At 44.9% G+C, this 25,060-nt stretch carries 25 protein-coding genes; 7 read left to right on the top strand and 18 right to left on the bottom strand.

What is annotated here, in order from left to right; all coding sequences use genetic code 11:
* Positions 1–138: 138 nt before the first annotated feature.
* On the top strand, positions 139–1,479 hold the full coding sequence (locus tag N667_RS0100305) for an amino acid permease (RefSeq protein WP_027407697.1): 1,341 nt from the start codon (positions 139–141) through the stop codon (positions 1,477–1,479).
* A gap of 47 nt (positions 1,480–1,526) precedes the next feature.
* Here the strand turns inward: N667_RS0100305 and N667_RS0100310 are convergent, their stop codons facing one another.
* Entirely contained in the window at positions 1,527–2,153 is a 627-nt protein-coding gene (locus N667_RS0100310; protein ID WP_027407698.1) for a LysE family transporter, read from the bottom strand.
* Between the two features lie 192 nt (positions 2,154–2,345).
* Here N667_RS0100310 and N667_RS0100315 point away from each other — a divergent pair, with 192 nt between their 5' ends.
* From N667_RS0100315 to N667_RS0100330, 4 genes are all read left to right on the top strand, one after another.
* A complete protein-coding gene (locus N667_RS0100315; protein WP_027407699.1) occupies positions 2,346–2,600 on the top strand; it encodes a hypothetical protein in 255 nt (84 codons plus the stop codon).
* A 139-nt stretch (positions 2,601–2,739) separates the two neighbouring features.
* Positions 2,740–3,198 (top strand): tRNA (N6-threonylcarbamoyladenosine(37)-N6)-methyltransferase TrmO, encoded by a 459-nt coding sequence (tsaA, locus tag N667_RS0100320; protein ID WP_027407700.1) that lies wholly within the window; start codon positions 2,740–2,742, stop codon positions 3,196–3,198.
* 100 nt (positions 3,199–3,298) lie between these two features.
* On the top strand, positions 3,299–3,631 hold the full coding sequence (locus tag N667_RS0100325) for a hypothetical protein (protein ID WP_027407701.1): 333 nt from the start codon (positions 3,299–3,301) through the stop codon (positions 3,629–3,631).
* 78 nt (positions 3,632–3,709) lie between these two features.
* The gene (locus N667_RS0100330; RefSeq protein WP_027407702.1) at positions 3,710–4,096 is read left to right on the top strand and encodes a hypothetical protein; all 387 of its coding nucleotides are present in this window, start codon (positions 3,710–3,712) and stop codon (positions 4,094–4,096) included.
* Between the two features lie 230 nt (positions 4,097–4,326).
* Here N667_RS0100330 and dltD read toward each other — a convergent pair whose 3' ends face one another.
* The 6 genes from dltD to N667_RS0100360 form a co-directional block, all read right to left on the bottom strand.
* Positions 4,327–5,505 (bottom strand): D-alanyl-lipoteichoic acid biosynthesis protein DltD, encoded by a 1,179-nt coding sequence (gene dltD / locus N667_RS0100335; RefSeq protein ID WP_027407703.1) that lies wholly within the window; start codon positions 5,503–5,505, stop codon positions 4,327–4,329.
* Entirely contained in the window at positions 5,502–5,738 is a 237-nt protein-coding gene (dltC, locus tag N667_RS0100340) for a D-alanine--poly(phosphoribitol) ligase subunit 2 (protein WP_027407704.1), read from the bottom strand. Before dltC ends, dltD begins: the two co-directional genes overlap by 4 nt.
* A gap of 25 nt (positions 5,739–5,763) precedes the next feature.
* Positions 5,764–6,912, bottom strand: coding sequence for a D-alanyl-lipoteichoic acid biosynthesis protein DltB (dltB, locus tag N667_RS0100345; RefSeq protein ID WP_027407705.1), 1,149 nt, complete (start codon positions 6,910–6,912; stop codon positions 5,764–5,766).
* Positions 6,909–8,432, bottom strand: a complete 1,524-nt coding sequence (dltA, locus tag N667_RS0100350; RefSeq protein WP_027407706.1) for a D-alanine--poly(phosphoribitol) ligase subunit DltA — start codon at positions 8,430–8,432, stop codon at positions 6,909–6,911. The genes dltB and dltA overlap by 4 nt, the downstream gene beginning before the upstream one ends.
* A gap of 16 nt (positions 8,433–8,448) precedes the next feature.
* On the bottom strand, positions 8,449–8,646 hold the full coding sequence (gene dltX, locus N667_RS20300) for a teichoic acid D-Ala incorporation-associated protein DltX (protein ID WP_332248952.1): 198 nt from the start codon (positions 8,644–8,646) through the stop codon (positions 8,449–8,451).
* A gap of 340 nt (positions 8,647–8,986) precedes the next feature.
* Positions 8,987–9,439, bottom strand: coding sequence for a chemotaxis protein CheW (locus tag N667_RS0100360; protein ID WP_027407707.1), 453 nt, complete (start codon positions 9,437–9,439; stop codon positions 8,987–8,989).
* A gap of 195 nt (positions 9,440–9,634) precedes the next feature.
* Here N667_RS0100360 and N667_RS0100365 point away from each other — a divergent pair, with 195 nt between their 5' ends.
* Complete coding sequence (locus tag N667_RS0100365) at positions 9,635–10,021, top strand: hypothetical protein (RefSeq protein ID WP_027407708.1); 387 nt, start codon at positions 9,635–9,637, stop codon at positions 10,019–10,021.
* A 77-nt stretch (positions 10,022–10,098) separates the two neighbouring features.
* Here the strand turns inward: N667_RS0100365 and N667_RS0100370 are convergent, their stop codons facing one another.
* From N667_RS0100370 to mce, 3 genes are all read right to left on the bottom strand, one after another.
* A complete protein-coding gene (locus N667_RS0100370) occupies positions 10,099–11,217 on the bottom strand; it encodes a tripeptidase T (RefSeq protein WP_027407709.1) in 1,119 nt (372 codons plus the stop codon).
* A gap of 160 nt (positions 11,218–11,377) precedes the next feature.
* On the bottom strand, positions 11,378–12,928 hold the full coding sequence (locus N667_RS0100375; RefSeq protein WP_027407710.1) for an acyl-CoA carboxylase subunit beta: 1,551 nt from the start codon (positions 12,926–12,928) through the stop codon (positions 11,378–11,380).
* A complete protein-coding gene (gene mce / locus N667_RS0100380) occupies positions 12,925–13,350 on the bottom strand; it encodes a methylmalonyl-CoA epimerase (RefSeq protein WP_027407711.1) in 426 nt (141 codons plus the stop codon). Before mce ends, N667_RS0100375 begins: the two co-directional genes overlap by 4 nt.
* A gap of 170 nt (positions 13,351–13,520) precedes the next feature.
* Between mce and prli42 the strand changes: the two genes are divergently transcribed.
* Positions 13,521–13,616 carry a stressosome-associated protein Prli42 gene (gene prli42, locus N667_RS19685; RefSeq protein ID WP_156936072.1) on the top strand — a complete coding sequence of 32 codons (96 nt, stop codon included), beginning with the start codon at positions 13,521–13,523 and terminating at the stop codon, positions 13,614–13,616.
* A 350-nt stretch (positions 13,617–13,966) separates the two neighbouring features.
* On the opposite strand, the gene N667_RS0100390 is transcribed toward prli42, so the two are convergent.
* From N667_RS0100390 to N667_RS0100430, 8 genes are all read right to left on the bottom strand, one after another.
* Positions 13,967–14,467, bottom strand: a complete 501-nt coding sequence (locus N667_RS0100390) for a L,D-transpeptidase (RefSeq protein ID WP_027407712.1) — start codon at positions 14,465–14,467, stop codon at positions 13,967–13,969.
* Between the two features lie 60 nt (positions 14,468–14,527).
* Positions 14,528–15,478, bottom strand: coding sequence for an aromatic acid exporter family protein (locus N667_RS0100395; RefSeq protein WP_027407713.1), 951 nt, complete (start codon positions 15,476–15,478; stop codon positions 14,528–14,530).
* A gap of 596 nt (positions 15,479–16,074) precedes the next feature.
* A complete protein-coding gene (locus tag N667_RS0100400) occupies positions 16,075–16,506 on the bottom strand; it encodes a BrxA/BrxB family bacilliredoxin (RefSeq protein ID WP_027407714.1) in 432 nt (143 codons plus the stop codon).
* Between the two features lie 42 nt (positions 16,507–16,548).
* Entirely contained in the window at positions 16,549–17,661 is a 1,113-nt protein-coding gene (meaB, locus tag N667_RS0100405) for a methylmalonyl Co-A mutase-associated GTPase MeaB (RefSeq protein WP_027407715.1), read from the bottom strand.
* Entirely contained in the window at positions 17,658–19,853 is a 2,196-nt protein-coding gene (gene scpA, locus N667_RS0100410) for a methylmalonyl-CoA mutase (RefSeq protein ID WP_027407716.1), read from the bottom strand. The genes meaB and scpA overlap by 4 nt, the downstream gene beginning before the upstream one ends.
* Entirely contained in the window at positions 19,846–21,885 is a 2,040-nt protein-coding gene (locus N667_RS0100415; RefSeq protein ID WP_027407717.1) for a methylmalonyl-CoA mutase family protein, read from the bottom strand. Before N667_RS0100415 ends, scpA begins: the two co-directional genes overlap by 8 nt.
* Positions 21,886–22,376: 491 nt before the next feature.
* On the bottom strand, positions 22,377–23,711 hold the full coding sequence (locus tag N667_RS0100420; RefSeq protein WP_027407718.1) for a dihydrolipoamide acetyltransferase family protein: 1,335 nt from the start codon (positions 23,709–23,711) through the stop codon (positions 22,377–22,379).
* A gap of 364 nt (positions 23,712–24,075) precedes the next feature.
* Positions 24,076–25,059 carry an alpha-ketoacid dehydrogenase subunit beta gene (locus tag N667_RS0100430; protein WP_027407719.1) on the bottom strand — a complete coding sequence of 328 codons (984 nt, stop codon included), beginning with the start codon at positions 25,057–25,059 and terminating at the stop codon, positions 24,076–24,078.
* Position 25,060 lies beyond the last annotated feature (1 nt).

A 25,060-nucleotide genomic window follows, 5' to 3' on the forward strand; every position in this document is an offset into this window, starting at 1 on the left:
AAAGAATCATCAATAGTGATGCTGTATCCGTTTTCGCCAAAAATGAGCAACGGCGCCTCTCCACCGCCATAAAGCGGCACATACATAACAGCGACCCCTCATTGACACAATAAGAAAGATGCAAGGAGGGAGTTTACAATGAGCTGTGCCGAAAACAAAACAGGGAAAGGAAATATGAAGTGGTGGCAATTATCGTTATTTGGCGTTGGATGCACGATCGGAACAGGCTTTTTTCTTGGATCAAGCATCGCCATTAAAACCGGAGGACCTTCTGTTCTACTCGCTTTTATACTCGCGGCGCTGGGAACTTATTTCGTGTTTGACGTTCTCGCCAAAATGACCGCCCAAGACCCGCAGGAAGGGGCATTCCGCACGTATGCGAAAAAAGCTTACGGAAGATGGGCAGGGTTTAGCAGCGGTTGGACATACTGGTGCTCCGAAATGCTGATCATGGGAAGTCAAATGACCGCATTATCGATTTTTTCCCGCTTTTGCTTTCCCCATATTCCGCTCTGGGTGTTTGCGACAGGGTATGCGATCCTCGGTTTAGCTGTCCTGCTCATTGGCGTAAAATGGCTGAACCGTTTGGAAAATACGTTTGCGATTTTAAAAATTGCAGCAATACTCATGTTCATTGTTATTGCCGCCTCTTCATTGTTTGGCTTTCTTGGCGGAAACCGCCGGATCGTCTTTCCTGACACTACAAATGCCTTTTTCCCAAACGGGGTAAAAGGGCTTTGGTCTTCCCTTATTTATGCGTTTTATGGATTTGGCGGAATCGAAGTGCTTGCTTTAATGGCAACCCGCTTGCGCGATCCGAAAGAAGCGCCAAAATCCGGAAAAGTGATGTTATCTGTGCTCACCACTATTTATGTTCTTTCCATCGGCCTCGCTGTCATGATGGTTTCTTGGCGGCAATTTAATGCAAAAGAAAGCCCTTTTGTCGTTGCATTGAGCCGATACGATTTGCCATTCATCCCCCATCTTTTTAATGCCATTTTAATCATTGCCGGCTTTTCTACAATGGCCGCTTCGTTGTTTGCGGTGACAAGCATATTAGTTACGCTGGCCGAAGATGGAGATGCTCCCAAAGTTTTTACAAAACGCGGCAAATTAAAAGTTCCCCTCCCCGCTCTCGGACTAACAGTAGGAGGGCTTGCGCTATCGATTGTAATGGCTTTGATTATGCCTAGCCGCATTTATGAATATATTACAACAGCTGCGGGACTTATGCTCCTTTATAACTGGTTATTTATCGTTGTCTTTTCTCCTCGTTTGATTGAACTCAGCACGTTTGGCCAATGGAAACGTATCAGCGCGATTGCTCTTATTATGCTAGCTGTCAGCGGAACTTTGCTAACGAAAGAGTTGCGTCCTGGGTTTTTCGTCAGTCTATCCTTTGTCGCTATTATTGCGTTGGTTACCTTCGTCATCATGCGCCCTATTTGGATTCGAAGACGCGCGATAAACCCGCAATAACGCATAAATGAACCGCTTCGCTACAAGCAAAGCGGTTTTATGTATTCTTACAAGAATATCGTTTTGATTCCTTGAAAGCCAAAATAAACGCCAAATACGACAAGCGACAAACCTGAAAGAAGAGAAATGACCGAAAGAACCCGGGCGGTCAAATATCGACGGAACGTGCTTGCAATAGCGGCCATTGTCACATCCCATAGCAATAAGCCGGTAAAAATGGCGGAACTGTATACGATTAACTGCCGCTCGTCATAGGCGGCCGCCGCCTCCGCTAACACCGACCCGTATATGCCGAGCCAAAATAAAATCGATAAAGGATTTAATAATGACATAAAAAAACCGGACACAAAAGATTTCAGCATCGATTCTTTGCTTCTAGCGTTGTTAATAACGATGTTTCCCGCGTTTAAAAGGCTCTCTACCCCTGTATAGATCAGCACAAAACTGCCAAACAGCCATAAAAAGGTTTTGACAAGCGGCGTATTGATAAAACGCACAACTCCTAAATAAACAATGAACATATAAATCGCATCGGCCACGACCGCCCCGACTCCAACGAGCCATGCATAAAAAAATCCCGATTTAATCCCCTTATCGAGCTGGGCGGCATTAATTGGTCCAATAGGTGCTGCTAGCGATAACCCTAAAAAGACATAACTTAAAAACGCACTCATTTCAATCCCCCGCCAAATCATAATTCATAAAGCTTGTCATGACATTGTATTCATCTGAGCGCGCTTGTACAACCGAACTTAAAAATTTATAATCGTTTTTCGGTAAACAACACCGACAACGCAGCGGTGAATAATAAACGATATATTAATGCATTTTATAAGTAATGACGATGCAAGGAGGCAAATAAATAAATGACTCATCACAATCAATTGCAAGAGGCTTTAGAAACAGTGCGGCAAGCTCGTGAGGCGGTCGAATATGCGCAGACGAACATGAACTCGCAAAATTTCCAAAAAGCCGAGCAGCGGCTGCAACTGGCTGAGGCGCGCGTGCTAAATGCCCGCGCTTATTTGGAAGAGTTTAGCGAAGAACAAAGCTTGCAGTTACATCGGGCAGAAGAATTGCTTGTGCATTTGCGCAACGCTCAGCAATCGATTCAACAATAAGTTCGTACAGAGGGGCCCATTGCTTTTCGCATCCGGCAGCCTGCCGTCTAGCGGCTGCCATTTGTATTTTTTCACCTTTTTTATACATACCTAGTTTATAATGGATTTTAGATTCATAATAAAACGAGGAGGAATGACGATGTTTACAGTTCGGCCAATCGCCTATGTTTCCAATCAGCGGCAAACTATCGAGGATGACTATTGGGGAAATGTTCAATCAGTGATTGAACTTACAAACGAATTCGATGAGGAATGTCTTGCAGGAATTGAAGAATTTTCTCATCTCGAAGTGATTTTTTATTTTGATAGAGTAAAAGACGACGCTATTCAATATAAAGCAAGACATCCCCGCAATAACCCTCATTACCCGAAAGTGGGCATATTCGCCCAACGCGCCAAAAACCGGCCGAATAAACTAGGATTGACAACAGTCAAGCTTATAAAGCGGCAAGGAAAAAAATTATACGTGCAAGGATTGGATGCCATTGACGGTACGCCGGTTCTCGACATTAAGCCGACCATGAAAGAATTTTTACCCCCTGAAGAAGTGAAACAGCCGGCTTGGACGACAGATATAATGAAACATTATTGGAAGTGATCGTTCCTACTCTCGCAACTATTCATGAAAAAATGAGTCTAATATTCTAGCATCATGTCTATAATAATACTAAAACAAAAATAGGGGGCTCTATGCGGACATGATGCTTTATGATATCCGTAATCGCTTATACTACAAAGTGATGAATACGGCAAAGCCAAAAATGACCGTGTCACAACAAGGAAGATCGTGGGGATATGTCATTAAAACATTAAATGGAGAGGCAACGAAATTTTGGATTGATTTTATGCGGGGACGCTATATGTACTTTCAGTACGGCGGAAAATGGTACCGTGTTCAATATTTGCAGTCCAACTATAAGAGAAACAATCACGATGCATGCCAAGAGTTAATGATCGATTTAACCGTCGATGGTCAAGAGCTCAAACTTGTAAAAGGAAATATTGAAAAAATGCCGCTTTTGGCAATGTAGCTTGCAAAAAGCTCTAATCCATCCATAAACGCTCAATGTGAAAAATGGACATAATAAAAACAGAAAGGAGCGTTTTTTATGGATGACAATATTATTGAATTGAAGCACCCTTCATTAGAGCAGGAAATCAAACAGGTGGTGGAGGGAATACGCTTTACGAAAAATTTTCGTTCGGCTACAGCCGAAGAGTGGTATGTGTTTATTCCGAACTTCCAAGATCCTCGCACAAAAGGAGCGGCGGGAAAAGCGATCATCCATTATGACTTGTACGGAAACCGAGATGTATTTATCAATACCACCATTATTTATGATGATCCGGCGCTGCATGAACGGAATATGAGCCCATTTGTATACGCCATATCAGATGAAGTGGTGAATCGGCTCGTTGGCTATGCCGATACATTGCTTTCGGTTCATGCCGGAGAAAATTCTTACGATGCCGAATACGTTCAGCCCCAGCCTTGATGCTGATCGAGCACCATCTTATCAAGCAGATTGCGGCTATCATTTTCAATCGGTTGAAGTACGTATCATCTAGACCCCCCAGATACATAACAAAAAACCGAACAACCATAGGCGGGGATACCAATGAGCCCACCTATGGTTGTTTGGTTTCTGAAATGAATAGCGACATCCATCGCCGTCTGCGCCAAAAACGCAAAGGTGCTTTGTCAAATGTCGTTCGCTTTCAGCAATCATTCCTGTTTTACAAATTCGATAATCGCCTTATCAATCGGCAGCCAGCCTTTATAACCTAAATGCATCGAGTCTTTTAAAAAGTACGGGTCATATTCATGGTTGCTTAAATCAAGCACCGGAAATCCCTCTTTTTCAATTTGCTTTTTGATCTTTTGATAGTAGCCGTTGCGCTCGCTTTTGCTTAATCCCATGTAGTCGTACCAATAGCCGTTGACAGGTACAGAGACAAACAACGGCTTCGCTTTCGCCTCTTTTAATACATCGAGCACCATTTGAAAATCATGATATTCAGGGGACACAAGCAGCCCGGAATTTTTGCGAAATCCTTTCAATTCAGCAATTTTTGGCTTAATTCTTTTGTTGTAATAAAAATCGTCAATGTAAAAACGATTATTCGTGCTTCTTGACTTTGCCATTTCCTCCGCATTTTTCTCCAGCTCGTCCCACGTTTTATTTTTAATCAAGGACGGCTTCGGATGCAGTCTAGTTAGCGGAATATCTAAAATCGAATGCAGCAAGTCGCGCTTTTCTAATACTTTCATAAAGAGAAAGGCGAATGGCTTGACGATATTGGCCTTCATTTGTGTTTTCTCGTCATGATGAATCTTCGCTTCTAACAATGTTTTTAACATGGCATCATTTCTTACAACGTCGAATGTTAATAGACGTTTCGCGCCTTCTAGTTGCAGTTTTTCGCTCACCTTCGGCTGGAGCGCAAACCGGTACGCCTGCAATGTTGAAAAATTGGCGCCGAACGATGCTTGCGTCGCCCCTTCCCGATAAAACCATTGCGGGGAGAGGATAAATAAAAGCTTTTTATTTTTCAATCCGTCCTTTTGGTCGGCAAAATTTAAAAAATGAACAAAAGATTGCGTTCCCCCTCTTCCGACGAGAAAAGGGGTGACGCCGATCGAGTTGACTTTAAAGTAGTTGGACGGATGAAACGTATCAAGCCGCGACAATTCCGATGAACCATAGATCGGCAAATATTTAGGGCTCTCGAGCATTTTCTTTTGGATCATTTCTCCTTGAAACATTTCAAAATCCAGGTCTACTGCCGCCTCTTCCACCTTTTTATCTCCGACCATCGGCAACAGATATCGGTTCGGTATGAGAATGATGAAACAAAAAAGTAAAACAGCCGCTACGAGCGGGCTGAATGACGGTCGTTTCATGCCCAATTCTCCAATATGGAAATAATTTTATTCGGAGTAGACCACTGCTCCCGATCAAATTCGGAGATGCCTACATGAATCCCTAGCTTTTCTTCAATCCCGACTAATAAGGATACGGTTCCAAACGAATCGAGCAACCCTTCCTCGAACAGCTCGATGTCTAAATTCTCTTTTACTACATCTGTTTGGCAAATCTCTTCTAATAATTCAAGAACGGTATTTTTTACATTCATTGTCTGTTCCTCCATCACGTTTTTTCTAGAATAATCGGCCTGAGAAAATTAAAAAGCCGAAACATACCGCATGAAAAGTAATGATTATAGAAATGATAGCAGTAATCTTATTTTTCTTCCAAAATTGCAGCTGTTTATTCTTTCTTTCAAAATAATCAAAGGAAATAATGAGCGCCGCATGATAGAGTCCGTAGACAATATAATGAAGCGCGATTCCATGCCAAATTCCCATTAGCAAAAATAATAAAAAATATCCCATATAAGAGACAGCGTAGCGGTTTTTGATCCATTTTTTCTTTGTCATAAATAAGACAAACCGCATATACACATAATCTCTAAACCAAAACGACAGCGACATATGCCATCGGTTCCAGAAATCTTTTATGTTTCTGCTGATAAACGGAAGATTAAAGTTTTCCGGGGTTTTAATTCCCATCATGTAGCTTACCCCAATGGCGAATGCGCTATATCCGGCGAAATCGAAAAATAAATACAAACTGTAGGCATACATATAAATAAATGTGGCAAGAGGCGTATGGCCTTGAATAAACGGCGTTTCTATCACTCGATCATTGATCACATAAGCGATGATGAACTTATATAAAAAGCCTAAAAAGATTTTATTTATACCTTGATATAAAAGAAGGCGATACTCTTCCTTTGTCGGAATCGTCTCCATATCTTTTTTAAATCGCTTAAAGCGGTCAATCGGTCCAGATGAAATGGTTGGAAAAAATAATAGAAACGCTAATTGTTCCTTAAGCGCCAACGTTTTGAGCGCCCCATCGCGAAGATCGATCAGCATTTGCACCGATTTAAAGGTCAAATACGAAATGCCTAAAAATCCGATCAAATTGGTCAGCTCAAACAACGGCAGCATTTTCGTAACAAACAAAGGCATAATCGAAAGCAAAATAGCAATGTAAAACACATAACTTTCGTTTTTTTCTTTCCGATAAGACACGTACCATTGAACTAGTATGCTTTGCCAGACAATATACACAATGAACGAAAGCAATTGATGGATGTCAGATACAAAGACTAAAAGGAGGATCACCAAATGAACAAATGAATAATAGATGATGCTCCTTTTTTCTTTATATCCGAGCACAATAATAGGAATCAATAAAATGCCTAGAATAAAGAAAAAGTAAAACGACGAATACGGTATCATACTCCGACCTCATTTGCGATTTGTTTTCTGTCTGCTTTTCCGTTGTTGGTCATCGGCAACGAGGAGACATAGACAAATTTTTTCGGAATCATATACGCCGGCAATAGTTGTTGCAGCTCTTTCTTTAAATGCGCCGTCAATTGGTATTCTTTTTCAAACGAATGCGCCTTTGGCACCACGACCGCCATTAAATATTGGCATTTGTTATCTTTATAAATTGGAACAATAACGGCGCTTTCCACTAAAGAAAGCTTTCTTAACTGCACTTCGATTTCTTCTATTTCCATGCGATAGCCATTCAACTTAATTTGGAAATCGAGCCTTCCGGCGCAAAAGAGCCACCCGTTTTTGATATAACCAACATCCCCTGTTTTATACGCAGGCTGATTACGGTAAAAGAAAAACGATTTTTGCGTTAACTCCTCGTTATTGAAATATCCTTTACTTACGCTTTTGCCCGCGATTACAATTTCTCCTTTTTCTCCTTCATTGAGTTCATTCCCCTTCTCATCAATGATAAAAATCTCAACATCTTTTTTCGGGATTCCCACCGGCAATGAAGGATACTCATTTAAAATCTCGTCATTGATTTCTACGCTTGTTACTGCCACTGTCGCTTCCGTCGGGCCGTATGTGTTATAAATGACCGCGTTCGGAAATCGCGTTTTTAATTTACGTGCTGTTTCGTTCGGCAGCATTTCTCCGCAAAATAAAAACGTTTCCATGTATGGCAGCATTTCCGCAGAAAATTGGGGATCCATTAAACACATTTCAACGAATGAAGGAGTTGAAGTCCAAACATGAATGTTCGATTTTCTTAAAGATTCAAATAGCTGCTTCGGATTAACAATTAAATCTTTCGAAATTGTCCATAGCGTTCCGCCTAAATACAGACAAGGGTACAAATCCATGACAGACAAATCAAACGAAAAAGGCGCTTGGTTTAAAAATCGTTGATTTTCCCTTAAACCAAAATCGGAAACCATCCAATCAATGAAACTTGTCAAATTGTTATAAGTAATTTGTACGCCCTTTGGATTCCCGGTGCTGCCGGATGTATAAATAATATAGAAATTTTCATCATCTTTCACAAACTGCTCGCTAGACGGTTCTGCCCCTTTATATAAAGCAATCGCCTCATTGATATCATGATGGTCCATCACTATGAAACGACCATCCGATAACAAGCTCGTCGGAACGCTGCCCGGCGATAAAAATACCGTCGCACCCGAATCGTTAATAATTTTTTTAACTCTTTCTTCCGGAATGCTTGCATCAATAGGAATATACGCTCTTCCTGATTTCACCGCCGCCAAAAAACATACGAGCATTAGTGGCTCCATGTGCCCATATACAATAATAGGCGCCTTATTCTCGTTCATTTTTTCTGATATAAAAGCAGACAATGAATTTGAATATTGTTCAAGCTCGCTATATGTCAATTGAGCTCCGTTGGAAATAACAGCGATAGCGTCTGGTTTAGATTGCGACCATTTTCTTATCTTGGCATATAGTTCCATATCGATCCCCCCCTCTTTAAAACTCGTTGTAAATATAAGCGCTCGAATTCGTCATTTTAAATCCATAAATCATCAACAAGCCTAACAAAATAAGCAAATAATACATCATTCTAGCTATCCAATGCACATAGGGTAAGCCAAAAAATGCTTTAACCTTTTTAATGAAAACCCCCATCTTACTCCTCCTATCGCAAAAAAAATAATATATTAACATGAAAAATAAATTAAAATTGAAATAGAAGTTTATTCATTTCCTTATTTTTACATAAAATAGTGTTGAAATCACCATATTTGAATATACCATGACTTTATCGAACTCAAAATACCCGATTTTTTTACAATTTTATCCGTCTAGATTCATCAAAAAAACAGCCTCGCTCTTTTTTGCGGAAGCGAGACTATTACCTTTTAATCTTTTTTCGCCTTATAATTCAGATGATAATTTGCAATGAACCTTTCCCGCCCCTAATCCGTTTAGAAGTGGGAGATTTCTTGGTAAATATAAAAAAAGGATCAGCCGCTACAGAAGGCCGATCCTTTTCGCTACTCAATTATTAATTGCTTATATGCTCCTGAACCTCTTTGATTCCTTCTAAACGCTCAAACAACACGTTCGGATCAATGAGCGTAATCAACCGCTCTGGCAAATTGGCTACACCGATAAAATAAGGCGTTTGCTGATAGGCGAGCATATTCACTTGCTTAATCATTTCCTCAGGAATATCAAGAATTTCTTTTGCCTCGCCTACAATAAAAGCCGCCGACAAGCTTGCCGTGCTGACAACAATGAGTCTCGTTTGATCGCTCTCGACATATGGGCGACGATATAAAATTTTCATCATATCTAGCGCCGGTACTAATTCGCCGCGAATGCGGACCACTCCAACCATATAGTCGGGCATTTGCGGAATAACAGTTGGCGTCATCATTTTTTCAATAGAAACAACATGCTCGACAGGAATGGCATATTGTTCATTGTCAAGCTGAAACACAACTACTTTATTCATTTCCCTTTCTCTCCTCGATAACACTATATGTATATCATACTATAAATTTCCCGAAATATAAACATTATGTATCATCTAAGACTCTTAACATTGATAATAAAAAATTTTATAAGATGTGCTTTTAACTCTTTCACTTCTCTTTCTTTCTGCATTTACTATCATTGTAGTCCGAAACAGATAGGAGGTTAAACACAAATGTCAGATAAAGTAAAGTCATCCGGTGTTATGCTAAATAATACGACAGGTTCTATTACAGTCCATGTTCAACTACTCAACCTTGACGATGATGCTGCGCGAAATGTCACTGTACGCGTGTTGGACTGGGGAACAGGAGCCCCACCTTCTTCACGAACGAACCCGGTAGCAACGCTATTAAATTTTTCAGGAACAATCCCAGAAAATACACGGCAAAGCTTAAGCGCTACAGTTCCGGCAGGCACGTACTACGAAGTGCGCGTAAATTTGCCTGATGAGGATCTTTCCGTCAACATTTATGCTGCAACTACAACCGCAGCAGGGGCTGGTTGGTTAGAAGGTCATACCGTTCGCAACAATGAATTTTTCAAAATCGACTCAGACTAATAGACGTTCAAATTCTCTTAAACCGATTTAAGAATGAAAGGGTGCTTCAAAAGCAATTGCTTTTGAAGCACCCTTTATTATTTCGCTACCTCCTCGATAATCGCCACAACCATTTCTGCCGTTTTGACAAGCTCTTCAATCGGCATGCGCTCATTCGTTGTATGAATGTCTTCATAGCCGACCGCCAAATTTACCGTTGGGATTCCGAATCCAGCAATGACGTTAGCATCGCTGCCGCCGCCGCTCTGCAAAAGCTCGCACGAACGGCCAATTTTTGCTGCAGCGCGCTTCGCGATTTCCACTACATGATCGCCATCGCCAAATTTAAAGCCCGGATACATAATCTCGACTTGGACATCCGCATGCCCTCCCATTTCTTCAGCCGTACGTTCAAATACCTCTTTCATTTTCGCGACTTGCGCCTCCATTTTCTCCGGAACGAGCGAACGTGCTTCTGCTAAAATATCAACGCGATCGCAGACGATATTCGTTTGCGTTCCCCCTTCAAAGCGCCCGATATTCGCTGTTGTTTCCTCATCGATGCGGCCAAGCGGCATTTGGGCAATCGCTTTGGAGGCGATTGTAATCGCCGAAACGCCGCGCTCAGGAGCGACCCCAGCATGCGCTGTCTTTCCGTGAATGACCACTTTTAATTTCGCTTGCGTCGGCGCAGCAACGACAATATTCCCCACTTTTCCATCGCTATCTAACGCATAGCCAAATTTCGCTTCAATGAGTGACGGATCAAGCGCCTTCGCTCCAACAAGACCGGACTCCTCGCCGACCGTGATAATGAATTGAATCGTTCCGTGAGCGATGCCTTGCTCTTTAAGGACACGAATCGCCTCAAACATCGCCGCGAGCCCCGCTTTATCGTCAGCCCCTAAAATGGTCGTGCCGTCTGTTACAACGTACCCATCTTGAATCGAAGGCTTCACGCCTTTGCCCGGCACAACGGTATCCATATGCGAAGTAAAATAGATAGGATCTACTCCTTCTTTTGTGCCTTCTAAAGTGCAAATCAAATTCCCAGCCCCGTGGCCTGTTTGCCCTGTCGTGTCGTCTTCAATCACGCGAAGGCCGAGCGCTTCAAACTTCTGCTTTAGTACTTTGGCGATCTCCCCTTCGTGCTTCGTCTCCGAATCAATTTGCACAAGCTCTAAAAACTCTTCCACTAAACGTTGTTCGTTAATCATTCGATAAGCCCCCTGCAAGTATGTATTCAACAATAATATATAAGAAAAGTATACACGATTTACATATAAATGTCATATACTGGGCTCCCGTGCCGTTCCTGCGATATTTCATATGGTCGTACCGATGCAAAACCCCCCGCATATAACGGAGGGCATATTGTTATAGAGGAATATTGCCGTGCTTTTTCTTAGGGCGCTCCTCATGTTTGTTGCGGAGCATGTCAAGCGCTTGAATGAGCTTGATTCTTGTATCGCGCGGGTCGATGACATCATCGACCATGCCATATTTTGCGGCAACGTAAGGGTTGGCGAATTTGCCCCGGTATTCCTCGATTTTTTGCGCCCGCGTTTCCTCTGGATTCGGGCTATTTTCAATTTCGCTTGCAAAAATAATGTTCGCCGCTCCTTGCGGTCCCATAACGGCAATCTCCGCATTCGGCCATGCATACACGACATCAGCCCCAATCGATTTGCTGTTCAAGGCCACATAAGCGCCGCCGTACGCTTTGCGCAAAATGACCGTAATTTTTGGCACGGTCGCTTCAGAATAAGCGTACAAAATTTTTGCGCCATGGCGAATGATGCCGCCATGCTCTTGTTTAACACCCGGGAAAAAGCCCGTTACGTCCTCAAATGTAATGATTGGAATGTTAAATGAGTCGCAAAAACGGATAAAACGCGCTGCTTTATCAGATGAATCGATATCAAGACCGCCTGCCATAAACTTTGGCTGGTTGCATACAAGCCCGATGACTTCCCCTTTAATGCGGGCAAAACCGACGACAATATTTTTCGCGAAATCTTTTTGCACTTCCATAAACGAGCCTTCATCGACGACTTGCAGCACAACGTTGCGCACGTCATAAGGCCTTACAGCATCAATCGGGATCGCGTCGGCTAGGTCTGGCCGATAATCGTCATCATCAGATATAGGGCCTACCGGCGGTTTTTCTTGACAATTTTGCGGAAGGTAGCTTAGAAGCCGGCGTACTTCTTCGAGAACCTCTTCCTCTGTTTTTCCCGCAAAGTGCGCGTTTCCGCTGATGGTATTATGAACGCGCGCACCGCCTAAATCTTCGGCGCTGATCTTTTCACCTGTCACCGTTTCGATGACTTTCGGACCAGTGATAAACATTTGGCTCGTTTTTTCGACCATGAACACAAAATCGGTAATCGCTGGCGAATAGACCGCGCCCCCTGCGCATGGCCCCATGATGACAGAAATTTGCGGAATGACCCCTGAATAAATGGAGTTGCGATAAAAAATATGGCCATATCCATCAAGCGAGAGAACTCCCTCTTGGATGCGTGCGCCGCCTGAGTCATTCAATCCGATGACTGGAGCTCCCGTTTTTGCCGCCAAATCCATAATATTAGCAATTTTCTTCGCGTGCATTTCTCCTAACGCGCCGCCAAAAACGGTAAAATCTTGTGAAAAGACAAACACTGTCCGTCCATTAATTTTTCCGTATCCGGTCACAACGCCATCGCCCGGTCCTTTTTTCCCTTCAAGGCCAAAGTCGGTGCAACGATGTTCGATAAACGGATTCAGTTCGACAAATGTTCCCTTGTCTAAAAGTAAATCAATGCGCTCACGTGCCGTGAGTTTCCCTTTCGCATGCTGCTTTTCGATTTTATCGTCTCCTCCGCCTAGTTCAATCTCGCGGCGTCGGTCATACAGCTCATTAATTTTATCGTACATGTCCATCATTCATGCTCTCCTTTCACGCTCGTTTTTTCGCAAAGCTCGTATAAAACCCCTTGAGCGGATTTCGGATGCATAAATGCGACCAACGCGCCGCCTGCTCCTGTTTTCGGCGTATCGTTAAGCATGCGGATTCCTTTCGTTTTTAATTCATCAATGCGTGCTTGAATGTCGTCGACACCGAGCGCCACATGGTGGATGCCTTCTCCCCGCTTTTCAATAAACTTAGCCACGGCGCTGTCCGGCGCGGTCGGCTCAAGCAATTCAATCTTAGATTCACCAATTTTCAGAAAGGCAACTTTTACTTTTTCCGATTCAACTTCTTCGATGCCGAGCAATTCGAGCTGCAATATATCCACATAGAATGGCAGCGCTTTCTCAATTGAAGACACTGCGATGCCAATATGATCAATTTTTTTCGCTCTCACCCGTCAAATCCCCTTTGCTGTAATTATTTCTTAAACATTATGTATTTTCGCTCTTTCGACAAAAAATCCTGCCGCTCGACTTGCAAAAAACAATTTTTTTTTGCTTGTTCCCAATAAAAAATAAAGGTACAATGGTACATGGCAATATGTTTTCATAGGGAGGAACGATAATGTCCCGGAAAAAAACACAAAAAATTGTCGTGTATTTAATGCTCGGTTCAATGATATTAACGACCATTTTAACAGGCATTAGCATGTGGTTTTAGGGCGACAGAGACAAGTCGCCCTTTTGTGTTTCTCTATCGCTCTCGTGCCTTAAACAGCTTGAGTGAACACCTCTTAGTACTAGCGGTACTCAATATGAACCTCTCCCACTTACATCCCTTTAAGAGGTGGGAGACTTCTCAGTAGGTGTGTTAAAATAGAGAAAATCATACGCTTTTCTGTCGTATCCTCCGAACATGAGCACAAATTTGCAGATGAATTTCTCCGTGAACGCCCCTTTATTCAGAGAAGACGTGTGTGATCCGGGCCGAACAGTTTGAATTAAGCTTTTTCCTGAATGCTGCTCACCGATTCATCAACACATGCATAACCCTTTCTACCGACCACAAACTTATTGCAGCGCCCCGTGCCGCTTAGCTAGCGCCGCAAACGATTCATTGCTGCGGACGATTAACACCTTAGCTCCAGTCGGAACTTTTTCATATAGTGCTTCAACGTTGCGATTATGCATTCGCACGCACCCTTGCGTAATGTATTTCCCAATCGACTGCGGATTGTTCGTTCCGTGAATACCGTAAGTCCTTCCGTCGGTGCCGTTCGCGTCAAATCCGATCCATCTCGTCCCAAGCGGATTGTTTGGCGCACCGCCTGGAATATTTTTCTTCCGATAATAAGGATTTTTCGCTTTGACTTTGACAGTGAATAGCCCTTCTGGCGTTAGTGTAGTGGTAACACCTGTCGCTACTGGATATATGGATTCAATCTTTCCGTTTTGAACGAAGGCGAGCTGGTTCACCGCTTTATTAATAATAATCAGCGGTTTTGAAGCGGCTGACGCTGCAGCTGGCCAGAACGAAAAATAACATAGCATAAGTGCAATTAACAGGCGCATTCCATTTCACCTCTTTTGCTTTTTTATAGTGTGAAGCAAAAGAGCAAAAGGCATGCACGTTTATTTTGCAGGATGAAATTGGCTTTTGATGATTAAGTATTGTTCTAGTTCTTTTACTAAATGGAGAAGCGCGGCCCGCTCCTCAAACTCCTCCCGCGTCTTTGGCAGCGGCATCGTTTCCGCTTGCTTTTTCATCTGATGAAGCTGGCAAAGAAAGCGATCGGCCGTATTTCCCGGATGGATGGCATCGCTCAATTGATCAATAAAATCAGCGACCTCTATTCGCTGCTCGACCGTATATGTAAGCGATGTGACAAGCGGCAACACCCTTTCAATAATTTCAAGCTGACGCTCCCGCATGCGAAAATAATGGTAATACCCTTCTTCGTTGCGCCAAAAATGGTTTTCCACATTGCGCAGCGCCATCATTTTTGCCTCGCGTAACACGTCCGCTGCGAGCATCAATTCCTTTCCGTCCCAATCGCTTTCATTCGTCCGCAAATATTTAACAATTTCCTTGAAAATAATACGAAACAAATCTTCAACGATACGCTGCTGCTCCTTTAATTTGTTTTCAACGCTCGGCATATACATGTTCACGATAAGAGCGACACCAATGCCGATGGTGATCAGTAATAATTCGTGAACCACCATCTCCATTGTAAATCGTTTCGCTGCGTAAAAATGGAGAATGACGACAGAACTCGTCGCGATGCCTTCAGTTACTTTCATCCATACAGTTGTTGGAATAAAAAACAAAAGCAAAAGCCCTACTGTTAATGGGTGATAAGCAATTCCTTTAAAAAAAGCAAAGGAAAAGACAATCGCTACAACGCAGGCAACAAATCGCGCCCATGCGGTTTGCAGCGACTTCTTTTTTGTCACTTGAATGCATAAAAGCGTGATAATGCCGGCTGAAGCAAAATTCTTTAGCCCTAAATGCTGCGCCAAGCTGATGGAAATCGCTGCGCCAATGGCTGTTTTAATGGTGCGGTATCCGATCTTCAACATAAACAAAACTCCCATAAAAAGATGATTATGGATCATCTTTTCATTATAGCATCTTTTCAAGGAATTCTTGCGCCCGCACGCTTTTGGCACGGTGAAAAATTCGCCCAGCGGCGCGTCCCCACCAAGCTGGCCGCCATCTAAAAAAAGCAAGCGGTCGGCCACTTCGCAGGCAAAGCCCATTTCGTGCGTAACAATCACTGTCGTCATTTGCGTATGAGCAAGAGACTTCACTTTTACCATTTCTAGATCAAGCGGTGACGCTAGTTCATCCAATAACATCACCTCAGGCGACTTCGCTGACCCCCAGGCAAAAGTAACACGCTGTTTTTGCCTTCCTGATAGCGGGCCTCCTAGATATTCACTTGTCTCCTTCTCCAATTCGACTTTACGAAACAGCTCCATCTTTTGTACTTCTGCGTCTTGTTTCACAACTCCTTTTACTTTCACTCGACAATGAGTCTCCCTCACCTATACTTCGTTGAGAGATGGGAGGCTTTTCAGTGAATCCATCCAATTTTTCAAGACAATCTTATAAAATAGCGATGGAAAATAAAAAGGATCTGTCCCTTTCGTAAGAGACAGACCTAAAAACGCTCTTATACCTCGTCACAATATTGTTCGAACGCCGCCTGCAGCTTTTGAATGACAGCGATAGGCTCGTGTCCTTCAATTTCATGGCGCTCGATCATTGTACAAATTTTCCCATCTTTTAATAGCGCAAATGATGGTGAAGACGGCGGATAGCCTTCAAAATATTCGCGCGCTCGAGCTGTCGCCTCTTTATCCTGTCCGGCAAATACGGTCACAAGATAATCAGGGCGCTTGTCATAGTGGATCGCATGAGCTGCCGCTGGACGAGCGATGCCGCCGGCGCAGCCGCATACGGAATTCACCATCACAAGCGTCGTTCCTTTTCGCTGCAACGCCTCATCGACTTCTTCCGGCGTGCGCAACTCTTGGTAGCCAGCCGCTACTATTTCCTTGCGCGCTTGCTCGACAATATCATTAAAAAATTGAAACTGGAACATTTTAACACCCCCTATTCCTTTCCTTTATCGTACCATATTTTTTTATGATTCCCTATTCTCATACACTGAGATCAGTTCGCGCACCGCTGATGTGACCGACTGCCTTCCAGAAATCACATGGTTTTCAACAATCGGCAGCTTTTCTTTGACAAGCGGATGGGCAAAAAAGCTTGTTTCTAGATAGTCTTTAATCATCGCGTAAATCCAATCTTTCAGTTGATGGCGGCGCCGCTCCTCAAAAACGCCTGATTGTTTTGTCACCGCCACAAATTTTTCAATAACATGCCAAATGTGCTCGATTCCTTCACCGTATAACGCAGAGCACGTGTGTGCTTCCGTTTTCCATCCGGGCGTCGCTGGCCGCAAATAGTGAAGAAATTGATTGTACTCTTCTTGAGCCGCGAGCGCCTTCGGTTTGTTATCCCCGTCCGCTTTGTTGATAATCACGGCGTCAACGAGCTCCATAATCCCTTTTTTCATGCCTTGCAGCTCGTCGCCTGCTCCGGTAAGAGCGAGCAGCATGAAAAAATCAACCATTCCGCGCACGACAAACTCGCTTTGCCCGACGCCAACTGTCTCGACTAAAATGATGTCATATCCCGCGGCCTCGCATAACAGCATTGTTTCCCTTGTTTTTCTATGAACACCGCCAAGCGTGCCACCCGATGGCGATGGACGGATAAACGCCCTTGGGTCGCGCGATAAATTTTCCATGCGCGTTTTGTCGCCAAGAATGCTCCCGCCTGTGATGGAACTACTCGGGTCGACCGCCAGCACGGCGACCCGATGTCCTTTTTCGCATAAAAATTGTCCGAACGCTTCAATGAACGTGCTTTTGCCTGCCCCTGGCACACCGGTAATGCCGATGCGGATCGATTTCCCAACATGTGGAAGAAGTTCATTTAAGATTTGCTGGGCCATTTCCATATGTTTGGCGGCATTGCTTTCCACCAGCGTAATCGCTTGCGCTAAAACGGTGCGGTCATTGCGAAGCACGCCTTCAATATACTCCGAAGCGGAGCGCTCACGCCGCTTCACCCATTTTTTGGCGTTTGGCGCTGCCGCTTCGTCCTTCCCTTTTACATACGCGGTGGCAAACTCGTCGCCGCGCTCTTTTGGCACCCACTCCGGGCGGTATGTTCGCTCGTCACTCATTGGCTCACTTCCTCGTAACCAAGCCGCTTATAAATTTCAGTTAACACTTTTTCCGCTGCCACTGGGATCACCGTTCCCGGACCGAAAATTGCCGCTGCTCCATGTTCATATAAAAACTCATAATCTTGCGGCGGAATCACGCCCCCAGCAACAACGATAATATCTTCACGCCCTAATTTGCGCAATTCTTCAACAAGCTGCGGCAACAGCGTTTTATGTCCTGCCGCAAGCGAGCTCATGCCGACGACATGAACATCGTTTTCGACCGCTTGGCGCGCCGTTTCTTCTGGCGTTTGGAACAAAGGGCCGATATCAACGTCAAATCCTAAATCAGCAAACGCCGTTGCAATTACTTTCGCGCCGCGATCATGACCGTCTTGCCCCATTTTCGCGATCATAATGCGCGGACGGCGCCCTTCAAGCTCATAAAACTCATCCGTCATTTTCTTCACGCGCGCAATTTCTTCCTCGTTCGTAAACTCAGAGCTGTACACGCCGCTAATGGAACGAATGACCGCTTTATGGCGCTTCGCCACTTTTTCAATCGCATACGAAATTTCTCCTAATGTCGCTCGAACGCGAGCCGCTTGCACCGACAATTCAAGTAGATTGCCTTCGCCCGTTTCCGCCGCTTTCGTAATCGCATCAAGTGCCTGTTGGACGCGCTCTTCGTCGCGCGATGCTCGCAATTGCTTCAGCTTCTCGATTTGCCGGAGACGCACTGCCGTATTGTCGACTTCTAAGATGTCGATCGGCTCTTCTTTTTCCGGGCGGTACTTGTTGACGCCGATAATCGTTTCGGCGCCGGAGTCGATTTTCGCTTGCCGTCTTGCCGCCGCTTCTTCAATGCGCATTTTCGGAAGCCCTGTGTCGATCGCTTTCGCCATGCCGCCAAGGCTTTCGACTTCTTCGATGTGCTTCCACGCCCGGTTCATCAACTCGTTCGTCAACGCTTCCACATAGTACGATCCCGCCCACGGATCGATGACGTTGCAAATACCTGTTTCATCCTGCAAATAGAGCTGCGTATTGCGAGCGATGCGCGCCGAGAAGTCAGTTGGAAGCGCGATCGCTTCGTCAAGCGCGTTCGTATGCAGCGACTGCGTATGGCCAAGCGCTGCCGCATGCGCTTCAATGCATGTGCGCACGACGTTGTTGAACGGATCTTGTTCCGTTAAGCTCCAGCCCGACGTTTGCGAGTGCGTTCTGAGCGCGAGCGATTTTGGATTTTTCGGATTAAACGTTTTCATCATTTTCGCCCAAATGATGCGCGCTGCTCTCATTTTCGCGACTTCCATAAAGTAGTTCATGCCGATCGCCCAGAAGAACGAAAGACGCGGCGCAAATGAATCAATATCAATCCCTGCTTTTAACCCTGTCCGCACGTACTCGAGCCCGTCTGCCAGCGTATACGCAAGTTCAATATCCGCAGGCGCACCCGCTTCTTGCATGTGATAGCCAGAGATGCTGATGCTGTTGAATTTTGGCATATATTTTGACGTGTATTCAAAAATATCAGCGATGATGCGCATCGACATTTCCGGAGGATAAATGTACGTATTTCGCACCATATATTCTTTTAAAATGTCATTTTGAATCGTTCCAGATAGCTTGTCTTGTGTGACACCTTGTTCTTCTGCCGTCACGATATAAAATGCCATAATCGGCAGCACGGCCCCATTCATTGTCATCGACACCGACATTTGATCGAGCGGAATGCCGTCAAACAAAATCTTCATATCTAAAATCGAATCAATCGCCACGCCCGCTTTTCCGACATCGCCGACAACGCGCGGATGATCGGAATCGTACCCGCGATGCGTCGCCAAGTCAAACGCCACCGAAAGACCCTTTTGTCCCATCGCTAAATTGCGACGGTAAAAGGCGTTGCTCTCTTCCGCTGTCGAAAATCCGGCATATTGGCGAATCGTCCACGGACGGTTCACATACATGGAAGGGTATGGTCCGCGCAGATACGGAGCAATGCCCGGCATGTAATCCAAGAAATCAAAGCCTTCGATGTCGTTCTTTGTATAAAGCGGTTTCAGCGCAATTTGTTCGTTCGTTTGAAACAGCAAATCATCAAGCGAAGCCTTTAATTTTTCTTCAACAGCTTGTTTCCATTCTTGTTCATTTGTTTGTACGCCCGGTATGTGCAATGACACATTGGCAAAATCGACCTTTCTACTCATCGAGAGCCACCCCCATCTCTTTCATGACAGCGACAAGCGTTTCATAACAATTTGAACCGATATGAATAAATCCATCAACCCCCGCTTGAACAAATGCTTCTTCGATGTTCGGAGCCTGTTTTCCGGCGACATACAGCTTCAAATGAGGGTTTGCCTTTTTGAGCTCAGATGCGATGACCGGAACAGCGTCGACGTAACTGTCGTCTGTGCCGCACACGACATAATGCGAACCACCTGAAGCAAGCGCCCCTTGTACCGCTTCTTCGGCTGTCATATAGCCGTCATTTTTCACAACAGCAAAACCGCCCGCTTCAAAAAACCCGGTAATAAAATCTGCCCTTGCTTTATGGTTCGGAATCGCGCCAAGGTTAATGAGAACCACTTTCGGTCGGTGACCCGTCTTTTCAAAATGTGCTTCCGCCGCTTTCCGCAGCTGTTCAAACGGCTCAGCTAAACGCCATTGCACAATTGGCTTAATGCTGATAGATGGACCTGTTGCCGCTAATGCTTTGTCGACTTCTTGAGCGGTCGCTCGATGTGCGGCCGCAGCTAGGGCTGTTTCGACCCACTTCTTCACGGCAAACCCAGCTTTTAATTCAGCAACACGCTGCTCGTCGAGCGATTGCTCGCTAGGTGTGCGCATCGGCTCATTTGCGCGCTTCACGGACGCTTCCGCCAAGTTCGCATAAACATTCGTACCGACGATTTTTTCTTTGCGCGTTTTTACATGGCGATCGCGCTGTTTCGCCACTTTCTCTACTTCCGCTTGCACAAATCCTTCCTCGAGCGCTTTTGTCATGCCGCCCTTCGCTTCAATTTGCTGGAACAGCTGCCACGTTTGTTCAGCCACTTGCGCTGTCAACGTTTCTACATAGTAAGAGCCGCCAGCTGGGTCGATCACTTTGCCCATATGCGCTTCTTCTAACAAAATCAACTGCGTATTGCGAGCAATTCTTCTAGAAAACTCATCCGCCGGCTGAATCGCCTCGTCAAAAGGAGAAACGTGAAGGCTGTTTGCGCCTCCAACTACAGCCGCAAACGCTTCGTTTGTGGCACGAAGCATGTTCACATACGGATCATACACCGTTTTTGTAAAATAAGAAGTTCGCGCATGCGCTGTCAGCTTCTTCGCTTCCTCGCTGCCGCCGAACGCTGCGACGATGTTCGCCCAAATCAGTCGGGCCGCACGAAGCTTTGCAATTTCCATAAAGAAATTCGAACCAATCGCAAACGAAAAGCTGATGCGCGTTGCTACCTCATCAATCGACAAACCGCGATTGAGAGATTCATTCATATATTCGACCGCTGTCGCAAATGAAAACGCCAATTCTTGCACTGCATTCGCTCCGCCATGATGATACGGCTCACCATGAACGATGATCGTTTTTACGTTCGGCATATGTTCTGCGGCCCATTTCGTCACATCCGCCGTCACATCGTATAGATTTTCTAGCGATGCCGGAAGCTCGCCTTTTTGTACAAGCAAAGCGAGAGGATCCATGCCGATCGTGCCACGCACCTCTTGAAGCGACAGCTGCTGCTTTTGCAAATAAGTAGCAAACAGCGCTAAAAATGGCAGCGAGCAAGCTCCCGCATCGACGCGAATCGAATAGTTTTGCAATGGAATACCCGAAAACATTACTTCAATATCATCGAGCGTCGCAACCGAAAAACAAAGGCGATCCAACACAAGATGAATTTCTGTTTGTCCCCTCGCGATATCATGTTTGACAATTTCATTCCATTCTTCAGGAGTGGAGGCGGAAATTTCTTGGCTAATCAACCAAGGATTGCGAACATACCCGTTCGGCTCAATTCCGCGCACATACCCGCTAAACCCAGGATATTGTTCAATTGAAAGCGATTGCAGATCATGCCTTGTATAAATCGGCTTGAGCTGCAATTGCTCATATGTCATAGAATGTAACTTTTCAATCGGCTTTCCTTTTAAAGATTTCTCAACTTCTTGTTTCCATTCCTCATAAGTCGGAACCGGAAACGACTCATTTTTCATGGTGGAAATATCCGTCACAAACAATCCCTCCCCTTTGTGTGCCCTGCTTCCTTCCCGGAAACCATTTATTTTGAATTTTTTTAAACATTCGCTACATATTTATTTTAGTATATATAAGCCTCCCTAGCAATGAACAAAACCGTTTTGTATAGCCAGAAGAAGCGGATGAATGTTAATAGAGTATACAAGTCCAAATTCGCAAAGGTGGTAGAACGTTGCTAAAACTGATTCAAAATGGGGAACTATACGCTCTTGAATATATGAACCTCTCCCACCTACATTCCATTTAGAGGTGGGAGACTTCTCGGTGAATGTGTTAAAAAAGATCTTTTGCTAATCAATGACAAAATCGGCTACATCCGACGGCTCGACAAATCGGATGATCGCATCGACTCGGTCATCACGATGGGACGGTTGACAGTGAGACATGGGTAGATAATCATCAGGGGAACATTTGAAAAATAACTATAAAAACCCACCGCCTCATATAGTGGCGGTGGGTTTGTCTATTAATAGATCGGCGTATTTTCTTTTGATGTGTTTTCCAAAATTTCTTTTACGCGCGCTAAGAAGCGACCGCAGATGAGACCGTCAAGAACACGGTGATCAAGCGACAAGCACAAGTTAACCATGTCGCGCACCGCAATCATGCCGTTGCTCATCACAACTGGGCGTTTGACAATCGCTTCAACTTGTAAAATCGCCGCTTGCGGATAGTTAATAATACCCATTGATTGTACTGATCCGAAAGATCCTGTGTTGTTTACTGTGAATGTGCCGCCTTGCATATCTTCTGGACGAAGTTTGCCCGCACGCACTTTTGCCGCTAAGTCAGCGATTTCGCGAGCGATGCCTTTAATTGTCTTCTCGTCTGCATTTTTAATAACAGGGACGAACAATGCGTCATCTGTTGCAACAGCAATAGACAGGTTGATATCTTTCTTTTGAACGATTTTGTCGCCTGCCCACATGGAGTTGATTTGCGGGAATTCTTTTAACGCTTGCGCAACAGCTTTCACGAAGAATGCAAAGTACGTTAAGTTGAAGCCTTCGCGCTTCTTGAACTCGTCCTTAATAGAATCGCGATATGCAACTAAGTTCGTAACGTCCACTTCCACCATCGTCCAAGCATGTGGAGCTTCATGTTTGCTGCGAATCATGTTCGCGGCAATCGCTTTGCGCACAGGTGTCACTGGGATTTCTACATCGCCAGGCTGAACTGGAACGCTAGGCGCAGTTGCTTGTTTTGGCGCTGCCGCAGCAACAGGCGCTTCCGCTTTTGGCGCTTCTTGCGCTGGTTGTACAGCCGCTTGTTCTTGAGCTGGAGCTGCTGGTTTTTGTCCCGGTGTTGGAATGTTGCCAGATTCGATTAATTTAAGCAAGTCTTTACGAGTAATGCGTCCGCCCATACCTGTTCCTTGTACTTGCTCAAGATCGATATTATGCTCTTGAGCTAAACGAAGAACGGCTGGCGAATAACGTCCTTTTTCTCCAGCTGGCTTTTTCGGCGCTGCAGCTTGTGCTGGTGCTGGTGCAGCCGCTTCTGCTTTTGGTGCTTCTTCTTGTTTCGTTTCTGTTGCTTCTGCCGCTGCGACTTCGCCTCCTTCTGTTTCCATTGTGCAAATGACGGCGCCAACTGGCAATGTTTCGCCTTCTTGAGCGATAATTTCTTTAATCACACCTGTGAACGAAGAAGGGATCTCTGCGTTTACTTTATCAGTCATTACTTCTGCGATTGGATCGTATTTGTTTACTTTATCGCCAACAGATACGAGCCATTTGCTGATTGTACCTTCTGTGACACTCTCGCCAAGTTGTGGCATTGTGATTTTTTCGATTGCCACGTCAATGACCTCCTATCTTGATTAAAGCTGCTTTTATTGTTTCTTTGCGGTTGGTAGATTAGAGCGATACGGCAAGCGCGGTCGCTTGCCTCCACTCTATGTTTAGTCGCTTTTCGTGCTGTCTAGCTTCGGCTCGCTGCCGCTCTCGGTCAAATAACCTTCGCCTTCGGGATGCTTTCCCATCCCTCCAGGCGAAGAACATTTGCCTGTCGCGGCAATGCGCTCGCCTTCGCTTTTCTTATTGTCTAGCTCCGGCGCCTAGCTCTCTTCCGCCAAATAACCTTCCCCCTTGAAGTGCAAGCACTTCTGCGGGTGAAGAACATTTGGCCTCGCGAGCTGATCGCAGCGCCTTCGCTTTTCCTAATTAAAACGCTGCAAGTTCGCGCATTGCTTTTTCAACTTTATCTGGGTTAACCATGAAGAATTTCTCCATTGTCGGAGCGTACGGCATTGCTGGTACGTCTGGACCTGCAAGGCGCATAATCGGTGCATCTAAGTCGAACAAGCAATTTTCAGCGATGATTGCTGCGACTTCGCTCATGATGCTCCCTTCTTTATTGTCTTCTGTAACAAGAAGAACTTTACCAGTTTTTCTTGCTGCCTCGATGATCGCTTCTTTATCAAGCGGATATACCGTGCGCAAATCTAACACATGCGCTGAAATGCCATCTTGAGCAACGCGCTCTGCCGCTTGAAGCGCAAAGTGCACGCATAAACCGTAAGTAATCACTGTGATGTCTTCACCTTCACGTTTCACATCGGCTTTTCCGATTGGCAATACGTAATCATCTTCTGGAACTTCACCTTTAATTAAGCGGTAGGCACGTTTGTGCTCAAAGAATAATACTGGATCCTCGTCGCGAATCGCTGCTTTCAACAATCCTTTCACGTCATAAGGAGTTGATGGCATGACGATTTTTAAGCCAGGTTGGTTCGCAAAAACAGCCTCTACAGATTGAGAGTGATAAAGCGCTCCGTGAACGCCGCCGCCATAAGGCGCACGAATAACAACTGGACAGTTCCAGTCATTGTTTGAACGGTAGCGAATACGAGCTGCTTCAGAAATAATTTGGTTTACTGCAGGCATAATAAAATCAGCAAACTGCATCTCTGCAATCGGACGCATGCCGTACATAGCTGCACCAATTGCTACACCGGCGATTGCAGATTCCGCTAGAGGCGTGTCAATGACGCGCTCTTCGCCGAATTGGTCGTATAATCCGATTGTCGCTTTGAATACTCCACCTTTTTTACCTACGTCTTCACCTAATACGAATACGCGCGGATCGCGTTCCATTTCTTCGCGAATCGCCATCGTTACCGCATCAATGTATGAAATTACTGGCATT

The organism is Anoxybacillus tepidamans PS2 (assembly GCF_000620165.1).
Classification (GTDB): domain Bacteria; phylum Bacillota; class Bacilli; order Bacillales; family Anoxybacillaceae; genus Anoxybacteroides; species Anoxybacteroides tepidamans_A.

Bases quoted from the DNA above. Each gene is read 5' to 3' on its own strand.
- N667_RS0100305 (WP_027407697.1), top strand. From the start codon at position 139: ATGAGCTGTGCCGAAAACAAAACAGGGAAAGGAAATATGAAGTGGTGG.
- N667_RS0100310 (WP_027407698.1), bottom strand. From the start codon at position 2,153: ATGAGTGCGTTTTTAAGTTATGTCTTTTTAGGGTTATCGCTAGCAGCA.
- N667_RS0100315 (WP_027407699.1), top strand. From the start codon at position 2,346: ATGACTCATCACAATCAATTGCAAGAGGCTTTAGAAACAGTGCGGCAA.
- tsaA (WP_027407700.1), top strand. From the start codon at position 2,740: ATGTTTACAGTTCGGCCAATCGCCTATGTTTCCAATCAGCGGCAAACT.
- N667_RS0100325 (WP_027407701.1), top strand. From the start codon at position 3,299: ATGATGCTTTATGATATCCGTAATCGCTTATACTACAAAGTGATGAAT.
- N667_RS0100330 (WP_027407702.1), top strand. From the start codon at position 3,710: ATGGATGACAATATTATTGAATTGAAGCACCCTTCATTAGAGCAGGAA.
- dltD (WP_027407703.1), bottom strand. From the start codon at position 5,505: ATGAAACGACCGTCATTCAGCCCGCTCGTAGCGGCTGTTTTACTTTTT.
- dltC (WP_027407704.1), bottom strand. From the start codon at position 5,738: ATGAATGTAAAAAATACCGTTCTTGAATTATTAGAAGAGATTTGCCAA.
- dltB (WP_027407705.1), bottom strand. From the start codon at position 6,912: ATGATACCGTATTCGTCGTTTTACTTTTTCTTTATTCTAGGCATTTTA.
- dltA (WP_027407706.1), bottom strand. From the start codon at position 8,432: ATGGAACTATATGCCAAGATAAGAAAATGGTCGCAATCTAAACCAGAC.
- dltX (WP_332248952.1), bottom strand. From the start codon at position 8,646: ATGTTAATATATTATTTTTTTTGCGATAGGAGGAGTAAGATGGGGGTT.
- N667_RS0100360 (WP_027407707.1), bottom strand. From the start codon at position 9,439: ATGAATAAAGTAGTTGTGTTTCAGCTTGACAATGAACAATATGCCATT.
- N667_RS0100365 (WP_027407708.1), top strand. From the start codon at position 9,635: ATGTCAGATAAAGTAAAGTCATCCGGTGTTATGCTAAATAATACGACA.
- N667_RS0100370 (WP_027407709.1), bottom strand. From the start codon at position 11,217: ATGATTAACGAACAACGTTTAGTGGAAGAGTTTTTAGAGCTTGTGCAA.
- N667_RS0100375 (WP_027407710.1), bottom strand. From the start codon at position 12,928: ATGATGGACATGTACGATAAAATTAATGAGCTGTATGACCGACGCCGC.
- prli42 (WP_156936072.1), top strand. From the start codon at position 13,521: ATGTCCCGGAAAAAAACACAAAAAATTGTCGTGTATTTAATGCTCGGT.
- N667_RS0100390 (WP_027407712.1), bottom strand. From the start codon at position 14,467: ATGCGCCTGTTAATTGCACTTATGCTATGTTATTTTTCGTTCTGGCCA.
- N667_RS0100395 (WP_027407713.1), bottom strand. From the start codon at position 15,478: ATGTTGAAGATCGGATACCGCACCATTAAAACAGCCATTGGCGCAGCG.
- N667_RS0100400 (WP_027407714.1), bottom strand. From the start codon at position 16,506: ATGTTCCAGTTTCAATTTTTTAATGATATTGTCGAGCAAGCGCGCAAG.
- meaB (WP_027407715.1), bottom strand. From the start codon at position 17,661: ATGAGTGACGAGCGAACATACCGCCCGGAGTGGGTGCCAAAAGAGCGC.
- scpA (WP_027407716.1), bottom strand. From the start codon at position 19,853: ATGAGTAGAAAGGTCGATTTTGCCAATGTGTCATTGCACATACCGGGC.
- N667_RS0100430 (WP_027407719.1), bottom strand. From the start codon at position 25,059: ATGCCAGTAATTTCATACATTGATGCGGTAACGATGGCGATTCGCGAA.